This window comes from Crocosphaera watsonii WH 8501 (genome assembly GCF_000167195.1).
Lineage (GTDB): Bacteria > Cyanobacteriota > Cyanobacteriia > Cyanobacteriales > Microcystaceae > Crocosphaera > Crocosphaera watsonii.
In genome coordinates this window covers 1-16614 of sequence record NZ_AADV02000080.1, presented here as the reverse complement: position 1 = coordinate 16614, position 16614 = coordinate 1, and the positions used below count along the sequence as shown (strand labels likewise).

At 35.5% G+C, this 16614-nt stretch carries 15 protein-coding genes and 1 pseudogene; 8 read left to right on the top strand and 8 right to left on the bottom strand.

Annotation, left to right across the window (positions count from 1 at the left end):
• Positions 1-289 precede the first annotated feature (289 nt).
• Positions 290-1030, bottom strand: coding sequence for an RNA-guided endonuclease InsQ/TnpB family protein (locus tag CWATDRAFT_RS21470; protein ID WP_007306996.1), 741 nt, complete (start codon positions 1028-1030; stop codon positions 290-292).
• Between the two features lie 54 nt (positions 1031-1084).
• On the opposite strand from CWATDRAFT_RS21470, the gene tnpA reads away from it, so the two are divergent.
• The 3 genes from tnpA to CWATDRAFT_RS21455 all read left to right on the top strand — a co-directional run bounded on the left by tnpA (position 1085) and on the right by CWATDRAFT_RS21455 (position 3659).
• Entirely contained in the window at positions 1085-1495 is a 411-nt protein-coding gene (gene tnpA, locus CWATDRAFT_RS21465) for an IS200/IS605 family transposase (protein ID WP_007303669.1), read from the top strand.
• 140 nt (positions 1496-1635) lie between these two features.
• Positions 1636-3075 (top strand): hybrid sensor histidine kinase/response regulator, encoded by a 1440-nt coding sequence (locus tag CWATDRAFT_RS21460; protein ID WP_007306997.1) that lies wholly within the window; start codon positions 1636-1638, stop codon positions 3073-3075.
• A 95-nt stretch (positions 3076-3170) separates the two neighbouring features.
• Positions 3171-3659 (top strand): chemotaxis protein CheW, encoded by a 489-nt coding sequence (locus CWATDRAFT_RS21455; RefSeq protein ID WP_007306998.1) that lies wholly within the window; start codon positions 3171-3173, stop codon positions 3657-3659.
• 44 nt (positions 3660-3703) lie between these two features.
• Here the strand turns inward: CWATDRAFT_RS21455 and dcm are convergent.
• The 4 genes and pseudogenes from dcm to CWATDRAFT_RS21435 form a co-directional block, all read right to left on the bottom strand.
• A pseudogene (dcm, locus tag CWATDRAFT_RS21450) lies at positions 3704-4972 on the bottom strand (DNA (cytosine-5-)-methyltransferase).
• On the bottom strand, positions 4969-5598 hold the full coding sequence (locus tag CWATDRAFT_RS21445; RefSeq protein WP_007306994.1) for a hypothetical protein: 630 nt from the start codon (positions 5596-5598) through the stop codon (positions 4969-4971). The pseudogene dcm and the gene CWATDRAFT_RS21445 overlap by 4 nt, the downstream one beginning before the upstream one ends.
• Positions 5599-5795: 197 nt before the next feature.
• The gene (locus CWATDRAFT_RS21440; protein ID WP_007306993.1) at positions 5796-7409 is read right to left on the bottom strand and encodes a 2-isopropylmalate synthase; all 1614 of its coding nucleotides are present in this window, start codon (positions 7407-7409) and stop codon (positions 5796-5798) included.
• A 78-nt stretch (positions 7410-7487) separates the two neighbouring features.
• Positions 7488-8435 (bottom strand): ribonuclease Z, encoded by a 948-nt coding sequence (locus CWATDRAFT_RS21435; protein WP_007306992.1) that lies wholly within the window; start codon positions 8433-8435, stop codon positions 7488-7490.
• A 212-nt stretch (positions 8436-8647) separates the two neighbouring features.
• On the opposite strand from CWATDRAFT_RS21435, the gene CWATDRAFT_RS21430 reads away from it, so the two are divergent.
• On the top strand, positions 8648-9889 hold the full coding sequence (locus CWATDRAFT_RS21430; RefSeq protein WP_007306999.1) for an RNA-guided endonuclease InsQ/TnpB family protein: 1242 nt from the start codon (positions 8648-8650) through the stop codon (positions 9887-9889).
• 69 nt (positions 9890-9958) lie between these two features.
• On the opposite strand, the gene CWATDRAFT_RS21425 is transcribed toward CWATDRAFT_RS21430, so the two are convergent.
• On the bottom strand, positions 9959-12199 hold the full coding sequence (locus CWATDRAFT_RS21425; RefSeq protein WP_157134142.1) for a tetratricopeptide repeat protein: 2241 nt from the start codon (positions 12197-12199) through the stop codon (positions 9959-9961).
• 233 nt (positions 12200-12432) lie between these two features.
• Here CWATDRAFT_RS21425 and CWATDRAFT_RS21420 point away from each other — a divergent pair, with 233 nt between their 5' ends.
• From CWATDRAFT_RS21420 to CWATDRAFT_RS21405, 4 genes are all read left to right on the top strand, one after another.
• Entirely contained in the window at positions 12433-12669 is a 237-nt protein-coding gene (locus CWATDRAFT_RS21420) for a hypothetical protein (RefSeq protein ID WP_021831980.1), read from the top strand.
• A 40-nt stretch (positions 12670-12709) separates the two neighbouring features.
• On the top strand, positions 12710-13144 hold the full coding sequence (locus tag CWATDRAFT_RS21415) for a retropepsin-like aspartic protease (protein WP_007307000.1): 435 nt from the start codon (positions 12710-12712) through the stop codon (positions 13142-13144).
• 39 nt (positions 13145-13183) lie between these two features.
• Complete coding sequence (locus CWATDRAFT_RS21410; protein WP_007307001.1) at positions 13184-13501, top strand: hypothetical protein; 318 nt, start codon at positions 13184-13186, stop codon at positions 13499-13501.
• A 189-nt stretch (positions 13502-13690) separates the two neighbouring features.
• Positions 13691-15034, top strand: coding sequence for a TldD/PmbA family protein (locus CWATDRAFT_RS21405; RefSeq protein WP_007307002.1), 1344 nt, complete (start codon positions 13691-13693; stop codon positions 15032-15034).
• 21 nt (positions 15035-15055) lie between these two features.
• Here the strand turns inward: CWATDRAFT_RS21405 and CWATDRAFT_RS21400 are convergent, their stop codons facing one another.
• Both CWATDRAFT_RS21400 and CWATDRAFT_RS21395 read right to left on the bottom strand, forming a co-directional pair.
• Positions 15056-15334 (bottom strand): hypothetical protein, encoded by a 279-nt coding sequence (locus tag CWATDRAFT_RS21400; RefSeq protein WP_007306990.1) that lies wholly within the window; start codon positions 15332-15334, stop codon positions 15056-15058.
• Between the two features lie 561 nt (positions 15335-15895).
• The coding region (locus CWATDRAFT_RS21395; RefSeq protein ID WP_007306989.1) for an IS1634 family transposase at positions 15896-16614 on the bottom strand (719 nt) is incomplete at its 5' end.

The following is a 16614-nucleotide window of genomic DNA, read 5'->3' as shown; positions in this document are numbered from 1 at the left end:
TGGCCCTTTTGGATTAAAAATTTTTCTTTGGGCAAAATTCGAGGGGGGGTGGGTTTTCCCCCCCTTTTCTTTTAGTAAATTCAACCCCACCGTTTACCGTTGCCTGCCTGGAAATTCCATTTTTGCGGGTTTTTGGCTTCCTTAGTAGTTTCAGAGAACTTTTTCTGTTTGGCGTTATGCGAAGTTAGCAGTCTTTTTGCCAGATTTTCGAGTTTGACTTCTTTTAGTAGTTTCTCGGACTACTCCCTTTTCTGTAGCCTTCGCTGTGAATTGGGCTATCTGCTCAGATTTACGAGAGATTTAAGAGAAGAGAGTTTTTTCCGTCAGAAGTAGCCAGATAATCATCTTCATAAAGAACAGCATCTAAGCCCGTTGAATTATCCCAGTTAGCTACAATTTTATCTTTGTTAAACTTAGGAATAGTAGGGTCATCAAGCCTTAGATTTACATACCAACCGTCAGCTTTTTTGATAATCTGGGCTTGTTTGAGGATTGCTCCATCAGGTAAATATCGGTGCATTCTTACTTTAATTAACCCTATTTTTGGAGTTTTTAAGTAAAGATATTTTTTACCAACAGAACAAGAATGAATACTTAATCCTCCTCCTTCAAATACCATTGACCGAAATCGGTTACTAGATTTAAAGCGAGGTTTACCTGATCTTTTGCCATTACTATCCCCTGAGATATAACGAGAAAAAGCTTTATCTACCCGTTTACAAACTTCTTGTAAAGTCAAAGAGGGAACTTCTGATAAATCTAATTTTTCTTTTGACCATTGAACAGTTACCACATCTTTTTTAAGAATAGGTAACTGTTTTTTTTGTGAGTAGTAATTGGGTTTTTCTTTTAGTTCAGGGAGATGACAAATAAGAGGACAAGAATTAACTGCACATCGATTTTGTTCCCACCACTGGAAACGTTCACCCAATTGCCGATTAAACCAAAAACGACAGACTCTCAACCACCTATTCAAGGTAATTTTTTGGTTTGTCGTTGGTAAGATTCGGTACTGATAGGTGTACTTCATCAGAGTAGAATATATATTATACTCTGATTATAGCTATTTATCCTGGGAGTGTCAATGAATAAAGATTTTGTTTCCAGTGGTAGGTCGGTCTCTGACTTAAAAGCACATTTAGTATTAACTACCAAATACCGTAAAGATGTTTTTACAGGAGAAATGATTGAGCGTGTACATGAAATTATGTTTGACTTGTGTAAAAAATGGGATTGTAAGCTGATTGAATTTAATGGAGAATCCAACCATGTTCATCTTCTTTTCCAATACTATCCTCAAATGGAATTACCCAAGTTTATTAATAGTATTAAGTCTGTTTCGAGTCGTAAAATTAGACAAGAATATTCAGAACACCTTAACAAGATATATTGGAAAAAGGTTTTATGGAATGAGTCTTATTTTATTGCTTCATGTGGTGGTGTTACTATATCAGTTCTTAAAAAATACATTGAAGGACAAGATAAGCCCCAATAAATTATTTGTAAAAAGGGAGGGCATCGAACCCTCCCTTTTTACCGCCTATCATCCCGACACTAAAACATCGGGGGTACTCACCTACGGTTCGATAAATCCCCCTCGTTTATAGTGCGGGGCTTCTCGGCGGTTAGCTAAGAATGTGTCCCATTTCTGATTTATTGGACCGGTTCCCTAGAGGGTTACGAGAAATGGAAATACAATATGGGAAAAAGGTAGATCTCAAGATTAGAGGAGGGACCACTTTAGTCGATCGCGCTGTACTAGAAGCCCTCAATGAACCCTTATTACATCTATTGCGTAATGCCTTCGATCACGGTATCGAATCCCCTGATATTCGTCAAGAAAAAGGCAAACCAGAAAGGGGAACAATTATCATTACCGCAGCTTATCGAGGCAATAAAACGGTGATTACGGTTGAAGATGATGGAGGGGGCATTAATGTAGATAAAATTCGCAGCAAAGCCTTAGAAATGGGTGTAAGTGAAGCTGATCTTCAAGAGTCCAGCAAAAAAGAGTTATTAGACCTTATTTTTGAACCTGGGTTCAGTACCGCATCCCAAGTTACGGACTTATCCGGCCGAGGTGTGGGCATGGATGTTGTCCATACTAATTTAGAATCGATCCAAGGGGATATTCAAGTTAACACCCAACCGGGGAAAGGAACTATGTTTACTATAACGGTTCCCTTTACTCTATCTGTGGTTCGAGTCTTATTGGTGGAAACTGCGGGAATGTTGTTAGCTTTTCCCAATACGGTGATTGAAGAAATGGTCTGTCTTAATCCAGAAATGTTAATGAATGGTATCGGTCAAGATGTATTGAACTGGGACGGTTATCTTGTCCCCATAATCTCTTTAAAACAATGGTTCAATTTCCCTCGTCCCGCCTATGTTGCTCACACAGAAGTTATCCCAGTGATCGATCAACCTACTGTCTTAATGGTGGCACAAGGAGAGAATTATGTGGGTATTCAGATCGATCGTTATTGGGGAGAACAAGAGGTTACCATTCGTCAGGTAGAAGGGTCTGTGGGAATGCCTAAAGGCTTCGCTGGTTGTACTATTTTAGGGGATGGTCGTGTGGTTCCTTTGGTTGACATAACGGCGTTATTACATTGGTTAAATGATGATCCTTCTCAATCTTCTTTTACCCCAAAACTTGCCCCAACTACCACAGATTTTCTAGAAACATTTGCGGATCATCATACTTCAACCATCATGGTAGTAGATGATTCTATTAATGTCCGTCGTTTCTTAGCATTAACCTTAGAAAAAGCAGGTTATCGGGTGGAACAAGCTAAAGATGGTCAAGATGCTTTAGAGAAGCTACAAGGTGGTTTAGGATCTACGGTTCAATTGGTTATTAGTGATATTGAAATGCCTCGTCTTGATGGTTATGGTTTTTTATCTCATCTTAAATCTGATCTAGTTTGTCAACATTTACCAGTCATTATGTTAACTTCCCGTAGTGGGAATAAACATCGTCAATTAGCAATGAATTTAGGCGCCTCTGCCTATTTTTCTAAGCCGTTTAAAGAAAATAAGTTATTAGCTACCATTGGAGAATTAATTAATTAGTTTTATTTATTACCCATTCTAAATTCTAAATTATACTTCTGTGCAATAGCACCGGACGATAACTCCTAACTCCTAACTCCTAACTTCATTAAACCATGACTATTTCTTCCTCTCGTCTTGCTCGTCGTCTTGCTTCCAAAAAGCAAGAAAAAAAACAACAATTAATTACGTTTTTATTAGGAAAAGAACAGTTTTCTATTCCTATAGATTTTGTTGACAAAGTAACTACCTTAGATAAAGTTTATGGTGATCCCCAACAAAAAGGTGTTAGTTTAACGAATTATCAAGGTCGAGAATTGATTGTGATCGATGTCGCTCAGCGTATTTTTGGAGTAACTGATATTGGTAACAATCAACCTAATAATGAAGTTCGTTTTCTCTTAATTCTTAAAAATAGAGATAACGACATTTTGGGTTTACCAATTGATTCACATCCTTCTATTATCAGAGTCCCTAAATCTGCTTTTATTCCTTTACCAGATATCTATTTAACTCAAGGAAACATTCATTGTATTAGTTCTACTATTATTAAAGTAGAAAATCAATCTCCTTATTTTGTATTAGATATTAATCAACTATTGTAATTCTTGATATTCATGACTCAGGTTTCTATACTTGAGAAATTGAACTAATAATTTAAGCCAGGAATAGATAACTGTTTAATTTGACTTTTTTGCTTTTTTATGCTAGGAAAGATGTTATTTTTATCAACTTTTTTCGTTAGCATTTTGATGAGACATTTTCCTAGATGATAGGCCATATTAACAGGAACAGCATTACCAATTTGTCGATATTGGGAAGTTAATGATCCCGTAAACTCCTAGTCATTAGGGAATGTTTGAATTCTAGCATATTCTCTAATATTGAGGGGTCTAAGTTCCTCTGGGTGACATCTTTCTGTTTGGGTTTGTGCGGGACTAAAAGTAATAGTTAAACAGGGTTCATCCCAGGATAAACGTTTAGCAAAACCTGTTCTTCCTCCTCCTTTATAAAAGCTATTTTTCATGTAATCTTTTTGCACTTCTAGGGGTAAGTTTCTCCAGTTTCCTCCTGGGATAACTAAGGACATTATAGCTTTTTTTCGCTCATTATATTCAACTCCTGGAGAGGTGGGACAATTTTTTAATGCGTCTTTTAGAGAGATGGTATAGTTATTTTTTATAGGGAAAATAGGGATAATACTTAGGTCTTGACGACAAGCAATAATAATCAAGCGATCGCGTTTTTGGGGAACGTCTAAAAATTGTGCGCTAATCACTTCATAATAAGGATCATAACCCAATTCTTTGAAGGTATTTAAGATGATTTCTAGGGTTTGACCTTTTTGATGGGATAACAGTCCCCTAACATTTTCTGCTATAGCTATTTTTGGTTTAACTTCTGCTAAACAACGGGCAAATTCAAAAAATAAGGTTCCTCTTGTATCTTCAAAACCCTTACATTTTCCTGCATAACTAAATGCTTGACAGGGAAAACCACCTGATACAATATCTATTTTTCCATAATATTGCTGAAAATCTATATTACTTACATCTTCTTGAAAAATAGTCCAATTTTGTCTATTTTTTTGTAAGGTATTAACACAATCTTTGGATACTTCTACTAATAATTCATGACGCACTCCAGCATTTTCTAAACCTAGTGCCATTCCTCCACAACCAGCAAATAATTCTATAGTTTTAATTTCAGTTTTTTCTGTAGATTGTAATACTTTAAACTCTCTGCCTGAATTATTGCCATTGAGGTTATTGTGAACTGATTTAAGTAAATCTAAATCAAATAAACGAATATTATTATTATTTTCACCTTGTATCAATTTTTTCTTTTCCCAAGTTCGTACTATATTAGGAGCAATTCCTAATATTTCTGAAGCTTGTTCTAGTGTTACTTTTTTCATGATTTTATTTTTACACTCTTATAATCTAACACTATTATATAATGAGGATGGATACGAAGTTCTATGATACTCCTATCTTTTTGACTTCCTGTTAATGTATCTTTTTTAGTTTTTAATTGTGTATATTTAATTAATCCTTGATCGTAAATAATCAAATCAATTCCTTTAATATTGATTTCCAATTCCCGATCAGGTATATAAACATTATTACTAAGATTAGCAATTTCTTCCAATTTGTGACCTAAATTTTCAGAGATAAACCGAGTGTACATATTGGATAAATATAAGTTTTCACTTTTTGAAAATTCAAAAATATTTTTAAATGTTTTCTTTTTAGTATTCATTGCTTTTCTAAACTTATCTTTTTCTTGGTATACACCATCCAGAACTTCTTTGATAAATTTATCTAATATTTTATCAATTTTTCTATCAACATTAGATATCGACGTAAATTGATTATTGATATCAAAATAATCTTCTAAATAATTATCAAGTGTTCTAGCAATTTTGTAATCTTCTGTTAAGCTTTCGGGTATGTTATCAGGAATATTGATACTATTTTTTTGTTTTAGTATCTGTTCAAATAATTCTTCTTTATTACCATGATAGTCATATAATTTTTTCATATATCTTTTAATTAAAATAATCGAGTTTTTTAAATGAAAAAAAATTGCTCATTATTAATGCTTAAACACTGTAATACCATTTTCATCAACTTAGACTATATAAGATTAGATTGTAGGGGTTAACGGCCGTTAACCCCTAGTTTAGGAAATTGGTATAATACAACCACTTCCATTCATCTCTCTATTTTCTATTTTCTTTAACCTTGAGGGGTTAAAACAGCTTCAGAAGAGTTAACTTTAGATTGTTCTTGGATCGCTCCATAAAGACGATTTAACGCGCTAATATAAGCACGGGCAGAAGCAGTTATAATGTCGGTATTGGCTGCATAACCGGAGTAGGTGCGTCCCTCATGACGTAATCTGATGGTAACTTCTCCCATTGCATCGATACCAGCAGTAACCGACTTAACGGAAAACTCGATCAACTCGTTGGGAACATTCACTACACGGTTGATGGCTTTATAAACAGCATCCACCGGACCAGTACCGATCGCAGCATCGGTTAATTCTTTCCCTTCTGGATTCCTCAGAGTAACTGTAGCAGTAGAGACAGCGTGATCGCCACAGGATACTTGTACTAATTCGAGACGGAACAATTCTGGTGCCTGTTGAATCTCATCATTAACAATGGCTTCGAGATCCCAGTCGGTGATCTCTTTTTTCTTGTCAGCAACCTCTTTAAACCGCAAGAAAGCGTTATTCAAGTCATTGTCGGATAACTCAAACCCTAACTCACTTAAACGGGTGCGAAAAGCATTCCGTCCAGAAAGTTTACCCAGTACAATCTGATTATTGGTCAAACCGATGGACTCTGCATCCATAATTTCGTAGGTTAACTTATTTTTAAGAACCCCGTCTTGATGGATACCAGACTCGTGAGCAAAAGCATTTGCTCCCACAATAGCTTTATTAGGTTGTACAATCATTCCTGTGAGGTTGGATACCAGACGGGAGGTTTTGTAAATTTCTTGGGTGTTAATATTAGTTAAAGGTTCCGTGGAATCTACTGCACGACCCAAGAAGGGGTTAAAATATTGACGACGCACGTGGAGAGCCATAACCAACTCTTCTAAAGCCGCATTGCCCGCACGTTCCCCAATACCATTAATGGTACATTCTAGCTGTCTGGCTCCATTTTTCACCGCTTCCAGGAAGTTGGCCACAGCTAAACCCAGATCATCATGACCATGCACTGAGATGATAGCTTGGTCTATGTTGGGGACATTATCTTTAATACCTTTGATGATTGCACCGAACTCGCTGGGGGTGGTATAACCTACGGTGTCGGGAATATTAACAGTAGTTGCACCTGCTGCGATCGCAGTTTCCAATACCTGATACATAAACTCAGGATCACTACGGCCTGCATCTTCTGGAGAAAATTCTATATCATCGGTGAAGGTTTTAGCATAAGCTACCATTTCCGGCACAATGTCTAACACTTCAGACCGTGTTTTTTTCAGTTTATGCTTGAGATGGATGTCAGAAGTAGCGATAAAGGTATGAATACGGGACTTAAATGCCGGTTTTAGTGCTTCTCCTGCTGCCTTGATATCTTTTGTAGATGCTCTTGCCAAACCACAGATTCTCGGACCGTTTTCCGTGCCTACAGTTTCAGCAATTTTCTGTACTGCCTGAAAATCACCTGGACTAGCGTAGGGGAAACCGGCCTCTATTATATCTACCCCAAGTCGTGCTAAAGCGCGAGCAATGGTAAGTTTTTCTTCAACCGTTAAACTTGCACCTGGGGACTGTTCCCCGTCTCTGAGGGTGGTATCAAATATGATAATGCGATCGGTTTGATTGCTCATAACGACGACTTGGGGGTATTTTATCAAGGACAAAATTTCTACCTTTTCATTATATCTTAGGGTAATAGTGGATCACAGTTACTTTTTAGAATCTGAGGATCTTCTAGGAACCTCATAAGTCATGAAATCACGGGCTAAAATAGTGTTAGGAAAAATTGCCCTTGCTTCGTTCAATAAATCATCCAATTGGAGGGCATTTCCTGGGGCATAACGGGGACTAAAATGGGTCATGATTAACTGTTTAACCTGTGCTGCTAAAGCCACTTGTGCAGCCATTGTTGAGGTAGAATGGAGACGTTCAAAAGCCAGTTGAGCATCTTGGTGGGCAAAAGTCGCTTCATGAATCAACACATCAGCATCTTCTGATAATGCGATCGCCCCTTCACAAAATACCGTATCCGTGCAGTAAATCACCTTACGGCCTGTTTCTCTTTCACCGCATAAGTCTTGTCCCCGAATACGACGGCCATCGTCTAAGGTAACGGTTTTCCCTTGTTTAAGTTCCCCATAAACTGGCCCTGGGGGAATCCCTAATTTTTTAGCTTTTTCCACATTAAAGCGTCCCGGACGGTCTTTTTCTGAGATACGATAACCGTAGGCAGGAATACGGTGTTTAAGGGGACCACAACTAACGCTAAACTCCTTATCTTCGTAGAGAATACCAGGGTGGATAGGGTGAAAGCGAATATGATGAGGTAGCTTAAAATGGGAGTATTTGGCGCAAGCGTGTAAATAATCTTTTAATTCGGGGGGTCCGTAAATTTCAATGGGTTGGCCGCTTCCTGCTAACCCACAACTGGCCAATAACCCTGCTAACCCATAAACATGATCACCGTGCATATGGGTGACAAAAATGCGAGTAATTTGGGATATTTTAACATCGCTGCGTAATAATTGGTGTTGGGTTCCTTCTCCGCAGTCAAATAACCAAACTTCCCCCCGTTGAGTCAGTTTTAAGGCTACACTGGACACATTACGGGATCTTGTTGGCACTCCGGAACTGGTTCCTAAAAAGGTAATCTCCACAATTTGTCTATCATATTGAACATTCGTTTATTCATTGTATCTATATAGTGGGGTGGGGCAGTGCATCGGCTTACAGAAAAAGACGGGCAGCGCAAAGCTCCCATCTTTTAAGTGGGAGATGTAGCGCAACACGGGTAATTTATTGCCCGTGAATATTACTTAACAAATGTAGCAACATTTATTAAGTATGCTATAATGAGGGCATGATAACGATGACCTACGATTTCAAGCTCAAACCTAAAAAGTCTCAAGTCCAGATGATTGAGATGTATCTTGAAACATGCAAAAAAGTCTATAACTATGCACTTCGAGAAAGAAAAGATTGGGTAAATAGTCGTAAGTCTCCTATCAATTTTTGTTCCATTCACTCAGAATATATAATCAGTCCGAATAAACAACGACCTACCTATAATTCTCAGTGTAAATCTTTAACTGATGCCAAGAAAATCTATCCTCAATTAAAAGAACCCCATTCACAAGTTTTGCAGCAAACCCTAAGAACTTTAGAAGCTGCGTTTGTAAATATGTGGGAAAGAGGTTTTGGTTTTCCACGTTTTAAGAAAAAAATGAGAAGTTTTCTCTACCCATCAGTTAAGCAAAAATGGGTGGGTGATGGATGGGTAAAACTTCCCAAAATTGGGAAAGTAAAAATGAGGATGTCTCGACCTATCAGTAATGGGTTTGTGTTGAAACAAATCAGGGTAGTTAAACGAGCATCAGGATATTTTGTACAGTTAATTTATCAGTTATCTGTCAATATTCCCGAAACACCCATACAGGGATATCCGTTAGGGGTAGATATTGGACTTGATTCTTATTTAGCCACTAGCGAAGGGGAATTAGTCAAAAGGCCTCGGTTTTTTAATCAACTTCATGGCAAGTTGAAATCACTGCAAAGAAGGTTAAAGAACAAGAAAAAGGGGTCTAATAATTGGCAAAAACTGCAAACTCAAATAGCTAGAGTTTATCAAAAAATCCACGATACTAGAAAAGACTGGCACTTTAAATTAGCCCATCATTTATGTGACCAAGCTGGCATGATGTTTGTTGAGGATATTAACTTCAAAGCTTGGGCTAAAGGCTTGTTTGGTAAGCATACATTAGATGCTGGTTTTGGTCAATTTTTCAACATCTTGTCGTATATTTGTTGGAAAAGAGATGTCTATTTTCTTAAGGTAGATAAAGATTATACCAGTCAAATTTGTCCTAATTGTAATACCCAAACAGGCAAAAAGAATCTTAAGAATAGGATTCATAATTGTCCTAATTGTGGATATCAAACAAATCGTGATGTAGCTGCTAGTCAAGTAATAAGAAATCGAGGTCTAGTAGCGGTGCAGCGCGGTCTTGGGGGTTTCCCCCATGAGCGACTGCACCAAGACGCGGTCGGGCAGCCCGTGAATGAAATAGCTTCTGGAGGCGTTCTGTCGGGGTCAATCTTTGATTGGCGCTGATTCGAGCCTTTGAGAGAAGAATCTCCTGATTTTAGCGTAGCGGAATCAGGAGAGTGTCAAAGTAATGTCCTATGTCCTCATCTTGGTTTGTACTCGTTCAACTTGTTTCGGTGCATCTATTTCCTCAAATAATTCAATAGCTTTATCACAATATTCTTGACTTTTAGCCATTTCTTTCATTTCTTGATAGGTTAAAGCAAGTTGATAATAGGCTTCAGCAAGATCACATTTAGCACCAATCTCTTCTAATATTTCAATAGATTGATTATGATGATTGATAGCTGTTTTGTATTCTTTTTGAATGCGATGAACTTCACCTATTCCTGTTAATGCTTTAGCCTGTAACTGCTTAAAATTAATTTTTTCTGAATATTGCAGAGCTTTATTGTACTTATTTATAGCCTTCTCTATTTCGTTGAAATTTTGATGTATTCTTGCTAGATATAAATATATATATCCATTGCTTTTGATTCCTAACTGAATAGAATCTAAAAGCTTGTCTAATTGTTCGATAGCATTGTTATCATCTAGTTTTTTATATATGCAAAACATTAAATAGTATTTAAAAACTAATCCACACACATAACGATTTTTGATTATATCTATATCTTTAGATTGATTAATAACAGTCTCAAAAAAATTCAACGATTTTTCAAACTCTAGAAGATAGAGGTAACAACGAGCCTTATTATACAAGGAGTCAACTGCCAAAAAAGTCAAATTATATTTTGATGATAAATCATAACATTTATTAAAACATTCTATTGCTTTTCTAGGAGAGCCTATTTTCCATAAACATTCACCTAAACTATTATTTAGTTTAGCCAACAAGTATCCTTCATCAAATTGATTTATATCTGTCATCTTCTGGATAAGAGAAATAACCAAAGAAAAAAGACCTAAGCGAGTTAAGCAACCTAGTAGACTAGATTTCTGAATGATTGGATACAATTCTCTATTAAGCCATATATTATCTCTTTCTTGAATCAATACACTTCCTGCATTTTCAAAATCATTAATTAAAAGATAATGATAATAGGCTTCTAAAGCTTTTAAGGCATCGTCTATTGTCGCAACAGTTTCAACGCTATTTTTCCAATATTCTGCGGCGGCTTCCTGTGCTTTTTTATAATCATCTGGTGATCGCTTAAGTCTTGTTAAAGCTTCTTGTTTAATGACAGAATGTAACCAATATTCACCATTTTTATGCTCTACTAAAGCCCTATTTTTTAATCGCTCAATCACTCGTAACTGTTCGTTAGTCTCCACCACATCAAATAATAAACATTTAACTCCATCGAAGGGAACACTAGAAATATCTTGATACCGATAACATCCTAAACGTAGTAATAAGTTATAAGCATCAGTATCATGTTTTTCAAGTCTATCAAACTGAGAATTAACTAGATGTTTTAGTGTGGGATTTGCTAATAAATCTATTTTATGATCTTGCCAATATTGTTTTATACCTTTACTATAATCCAAGTTAACTTGACTACAAATAAGAGTCATTGCTTTAGCATTTCCCCCATAAGCATTACACATCGCTGTTACTGTTGAGGAATCTATAATTAATTGATGATAAATAAAATATTCATTCCATGCGTCTTTATCAAGTCCTTCTAAGGGATAATATTCAACCTCTACCCCAGACTCGGTTAATCTTTCTCGACTGGTGATCAACGTTAATGATTGAACATCAGCATCAGCTAAAACCTTGAATAAATCTACATATTGATGATGATCTTCAATAAATTTTCCTCCTTCTAAAGCCATTTCTAGGTTATCAATTAAAAGACCTACCTTACGAGTTTTTAATTGTTCTTTCAGTCTCTTTAACGAAATACCAAAATCTTGACTGGGTTCTACTGTGAAATCATTTTTTAGCCATTCTTCTACGATAAAAGTCACAGGGGTTATATCTTCTGTTCTTGTTGCCATAAAGACTTCTAACACCAAATCAAAACCCTTTGCTTTAAGATACTGTTTCGCTAAGGCAGTTTTTCCCACTCCTCCCATACCGTATATATTGATAATTTTCCCCTTCTTTTTGTTGATGAGGTGATCTAAAGTAGCGATCGCATTTTCTCGTCCCACAAAATTTGGATCTGTGTTTGTTTCTAGGGGTTTATCAACTATTCTCTGCCAATCTAACCCTAATTTCTCACAAAAATCAATAAAATTATTGCGGTCAATATTCTTTCCATTAACAAACTTCCTCACCGTATCACGGGCAGCACCCATTTCCGTCGCAAAAGCCAGCTGAGAACGAAAACCACTGCGTTTGAGAGCGTCTTTAACCTTTTGCATGTGTTGCTGTGCGACGTTGAGGGATCTTGGGGACATACATTTAGGGAATCTGGCGATCTGATTTCTAAGATCATCTCTATCTTAATCAATGTCAGGCAGTTTTAGTAAAAAGTCAGTCAAAAAGTCAGGCAATTTTGAGTTTAACCTAAGCAGGTACTCAAGCAGTAGGGGGACATAATAAAAATAAACAAGAGTTTTATTTTATAAAATAATTGTACTAATCGTAAACTGATATGATAGGGCGACCAAGTAACACAGTAGATGTATTAAGCATAGCAGAAGTTTCTGACTCTTATCCTGAACAATGGGTGGTTATGGAAATTACCCAACGGGATGAGTATGGTTTTCCCTCGAAAGGTGAAGTTCTCCTCAGTTCTACCGACAAACACAAACTTATTCAAGAAACTAAAGAGTCTAACGGAGATCTGTATTTATTTTATACAGGGCGTATTGACGATGAAATAGGCTAAAGTTGAAAATAGGTTAATACTTTGCTGACTTAACCGAATAATGCCTGTTATTATCGTTGATCATACATTTTTGGGTAACAAAACCCTAGATGACCTTTCCCTTTGGGTTACTCCTATAACTTTGCACAATGGTGAGAAAAAGCGTACCATACAAATGCTTTTAGATACAGGCGCACAAAGGACAGTTATTAGCTTTGATGCACAAGAGTTGTTAAATTTACCGACAAGAGGAGAATCTTTAAGAGGGAGTGGAATAACAGGCAATTCTCAATATATGGTTCAAAATCTTGATAGACTAGAAATTGGCTCTATTGTGTTTTCAGATATAGAAATACTTATTGGTCAATTACCTAAACACTTTAGTCGATATCAAATTGATGGAATTTTAGGAGGAGATATCTTGAAGAATTTAACCCTTATCCTAAATTATCCTGAAAAACGTCTCAGAATAGAAAAGCAAATTGTTTCATGCTAAACTTAAGAAAAGATATCAATCAAAAATAAGGTTTATTTAATGTCAGATACTTCTCCATCGGGAAAAAAACTTAAAATTATATCTTTAGAACCGAAAGCCGTTTTAATTAACTCGAACAATGAATCTGTAGACATTAATGAAGACTCTGTTATTGTAGCTCCTTTTTTCGTTGACCGTGAAGAAGTTATCGAAAATTTGAGCGAATTGATTGAAACTGTTTACAATGAGTTTGACTCAGCTTGTAAAACACGCAATTTAAACTGGGAAGCAGAGTTAGAATTAGGAATGGAATTTGGGGTTAAATTTACGGCAAAACTCAAAATTTCACCTAAGCTTTCTGAAGATTCTCAATCCTAAAATTTAAGCTATAAAAGTGTTCAGGTTGACAAGATAATCCTGAACCTTCCAATGAGATGCCAATAGAGAAGAAAATAAGCTACAATCAAAAGGATATTACCGTTAACAACGGGAGCTTATTACTGCTACAGGTTGTTATATCCAACCAGTTAACTATCTTCATCCATTAGGTTTTCTCATTTTTAGCTAATGAACAATCAAAAATTAGAACATTTAGAATCTAGCTTTGAACAACTGTGTAATATTCTTCTTAAGCAGCTACAAAGCGAAGACTATTTAACCATTGAATTAAACGGAGAACAAACCCAGTTTATTCGTTTCAACGGAGCAAAAGTCAGACAAACTGGTATAGTTAAGGATGGCAGTATTAAACTAACTTTAATAGCTAATCAAAGAACCGCTTTTGCTACATTTCCGTTTACAGGAGATGAGTCAACAGATAGTCAAATCGCTGTAGAAAATTTAAACTATTTACGTCAAGAATTACCCCAGTTACCAGAAGATACTTATCTTGTTTTACCTGAAAATAATGGAACTAGCAAAGAAGTTTATCCAGGGAATTTATTACCTGTAGAAAAATCTGTTAATGAGGTTCTTTCTCCTGTATCTGATTTAGATATGACAGGACTTTATACCGCAGGTTCTATAATTAGAGGTAACGCTAATTCTCTGGGTCAATTTCATTGGTTTGCCACAGAAAATTTTATTGTTGATTACTCTTTAATTACTCCATCAGAAAAAGCAGTAAAAGGAATATTTTCGGGAGCAAATTGGGAGCATGATAAATATTTAGGTCAAATAAAAACAGATAAAGAACAATTTGTGGCTTTAGAGAAACCATCAAAAACACTCCAACCTGGAGGGTATCGCACCTATTTTGCACCTGCTGCTGTTGCTGATTTAATTAGTATGTTATCTTGGGGTGCTATTAGTGAATCTTCCTTAAGACGAGGCGATAGTTCTTTACTAAAATTGCAACAAGGACAAACATTATCACCCCAATTTTCTCTACAAGAAAACTTTAGTAAAGGGACGGTTCCCAGGTTTAATGAATTAGGAGAAATTGCTCCTGAAATTTTACCTATTATTAACGAAGGAAACTTAGTTAATACATTAATTAGTTCCCGTACCGCATCAGAGTATAATTTAACTGCTAATGGTGCCAATAATTATGAGGCATTGCGATCGCCTGAATTATTACCAGGAAATTTAGCTCAAGAGGATATTCTATCTACTTTGGATACAGGGTTATACATATCCAATTTACACTATTTAAACTGGAGCGATCAAACAGGGGGACGCATCACAGGAATGACTCGTTATGCTTGTTTCTGGGTTGAAAATGGGCAAATTGTTGCCCCCATTGAAAACTTAAGATTTGATGAAAGTTTGTATAATTTTTGGGGAGAAAATTTAGTTACTTTAACTAATTTTAGGGAGTTTATTCCGAGAACAGGTACTTATGGACAAAGAAGTTTAGGAGGTATTTTAACCCCAGGAATAATTGTTAATGATTTTCAATTTACTTTATAGAAATTGAGGGATAGAGAGTTATTAACTTAAAAGGGATATTTGCTCAACTATAGAATCATCTAACTTCTCTCGTTCAAAAATCTCCTTTAATGCTTCTTCCCCTTCAATTTCTCCATTACTAATAAATTTTTCAACCTCAATGTCACCATTCTCTAAAAATTCAATTTCCCAACGTTCCCCCACAATAGAAACTGTTATCATTACTGCTTCATCCCGATGATGATGAATCTGATAGTTAATCTTTTGTTGTTCCAATTGATTTAAAAAAGTAAGAAACTTATTAAAAAAACTTGTTTTCATTTATCAAATCTCCGATCACTTAGTAGTTTACGAATAGCTCTAAATCCTATTATATTAGCATTGGCATTAGCTTCAATTTCTTCCCAAAGCATCTGATTAATATCATCCCAACTGGGAGAACCTTCAGGTAATTTTGCTTGTTTGATACTCCCTTTTTTAAGCTTAAGAATATCAATTACTCTTTTTCCAGAAAAACGATGAACAATAAGGATATCCTCCTTGAGAAAACATTATTATACCATTTCTACTATGTTGAAAAATTACTGCATCCGATCAATGGTTCGGTACTGTATCGCCTCAGCAACATGATAACTTTTAACCCAGATTCCGCACTTCAAAATGTAGTATAAAAAAATACATAGTTTTAAAAAGTCCGAAAATCATACCTGGGCAAGAATATTTCTCTTTTTATTAAATTTTTAGGAAAAATAATCAAATTAAGAAGATTTATACTCATTGAAAACTTAGCAAGACTCAGCACAAACGAAGGAGAGTTTCCTCTTCTCATTTGATATCATTAGACTCTTATTCTTTTATTATTTTTGCTTTATCCAATTCAATTTATAGATAATATCTTTGACAAGATGCAGGTAATAAACTCAATATAAAACGCCTTTCTTCTGTTAAATTGACAATTTGTTTAACTCCGTTTAAAATCACATAATGAATACCTTGAAAACATTGAAATATCCACCTCAAAGTCGGACGCAATGTTACTTTCCCTACTTGATTATTTATTCCTTTTTTGACTCTTTTTAAACAATTTCTTAATTCTCTTTGCTCCAAGTTATAAATCAACAAACACAAAGACATTAAAAATAACATTGTTTCTATTCTTTCTGGTTTTTCAACGAAGAAACTATCAGTAAAAAATAAGGGATCTTTCAAAAATCGAAATCCTCTTTCCGTAGATTGCTGGTTTTTATAAGTTATCAGAATTTCACTAGCTTCTAATTTATTTTCCTCTACTAAGTTAGTTGCTAAAATAAATTTTCCTGCTTCTTTAGTCTTTCTACTTATCTCTTCATCTTTTTTGATGATCAGACTAATCATTTTATAAATCTTTTCCTTTTTTTTCGAGTAAGTTTCAATCAGTTCAACTTCTTTTATTTCCAACAATCTCAATTTTTTATTAATAGCTTTTAATTTATATCGAGCAGCTTGAGGATGTTCAAATTCTTCAGATTGTATTTCTTTAAGAAATTTTTGGGATTTCTTCTCTTCTTGGGAAAGTTGTTTTTCTAGTTTTACCACATCACTTTTCTGTCTTTCTTCACTCA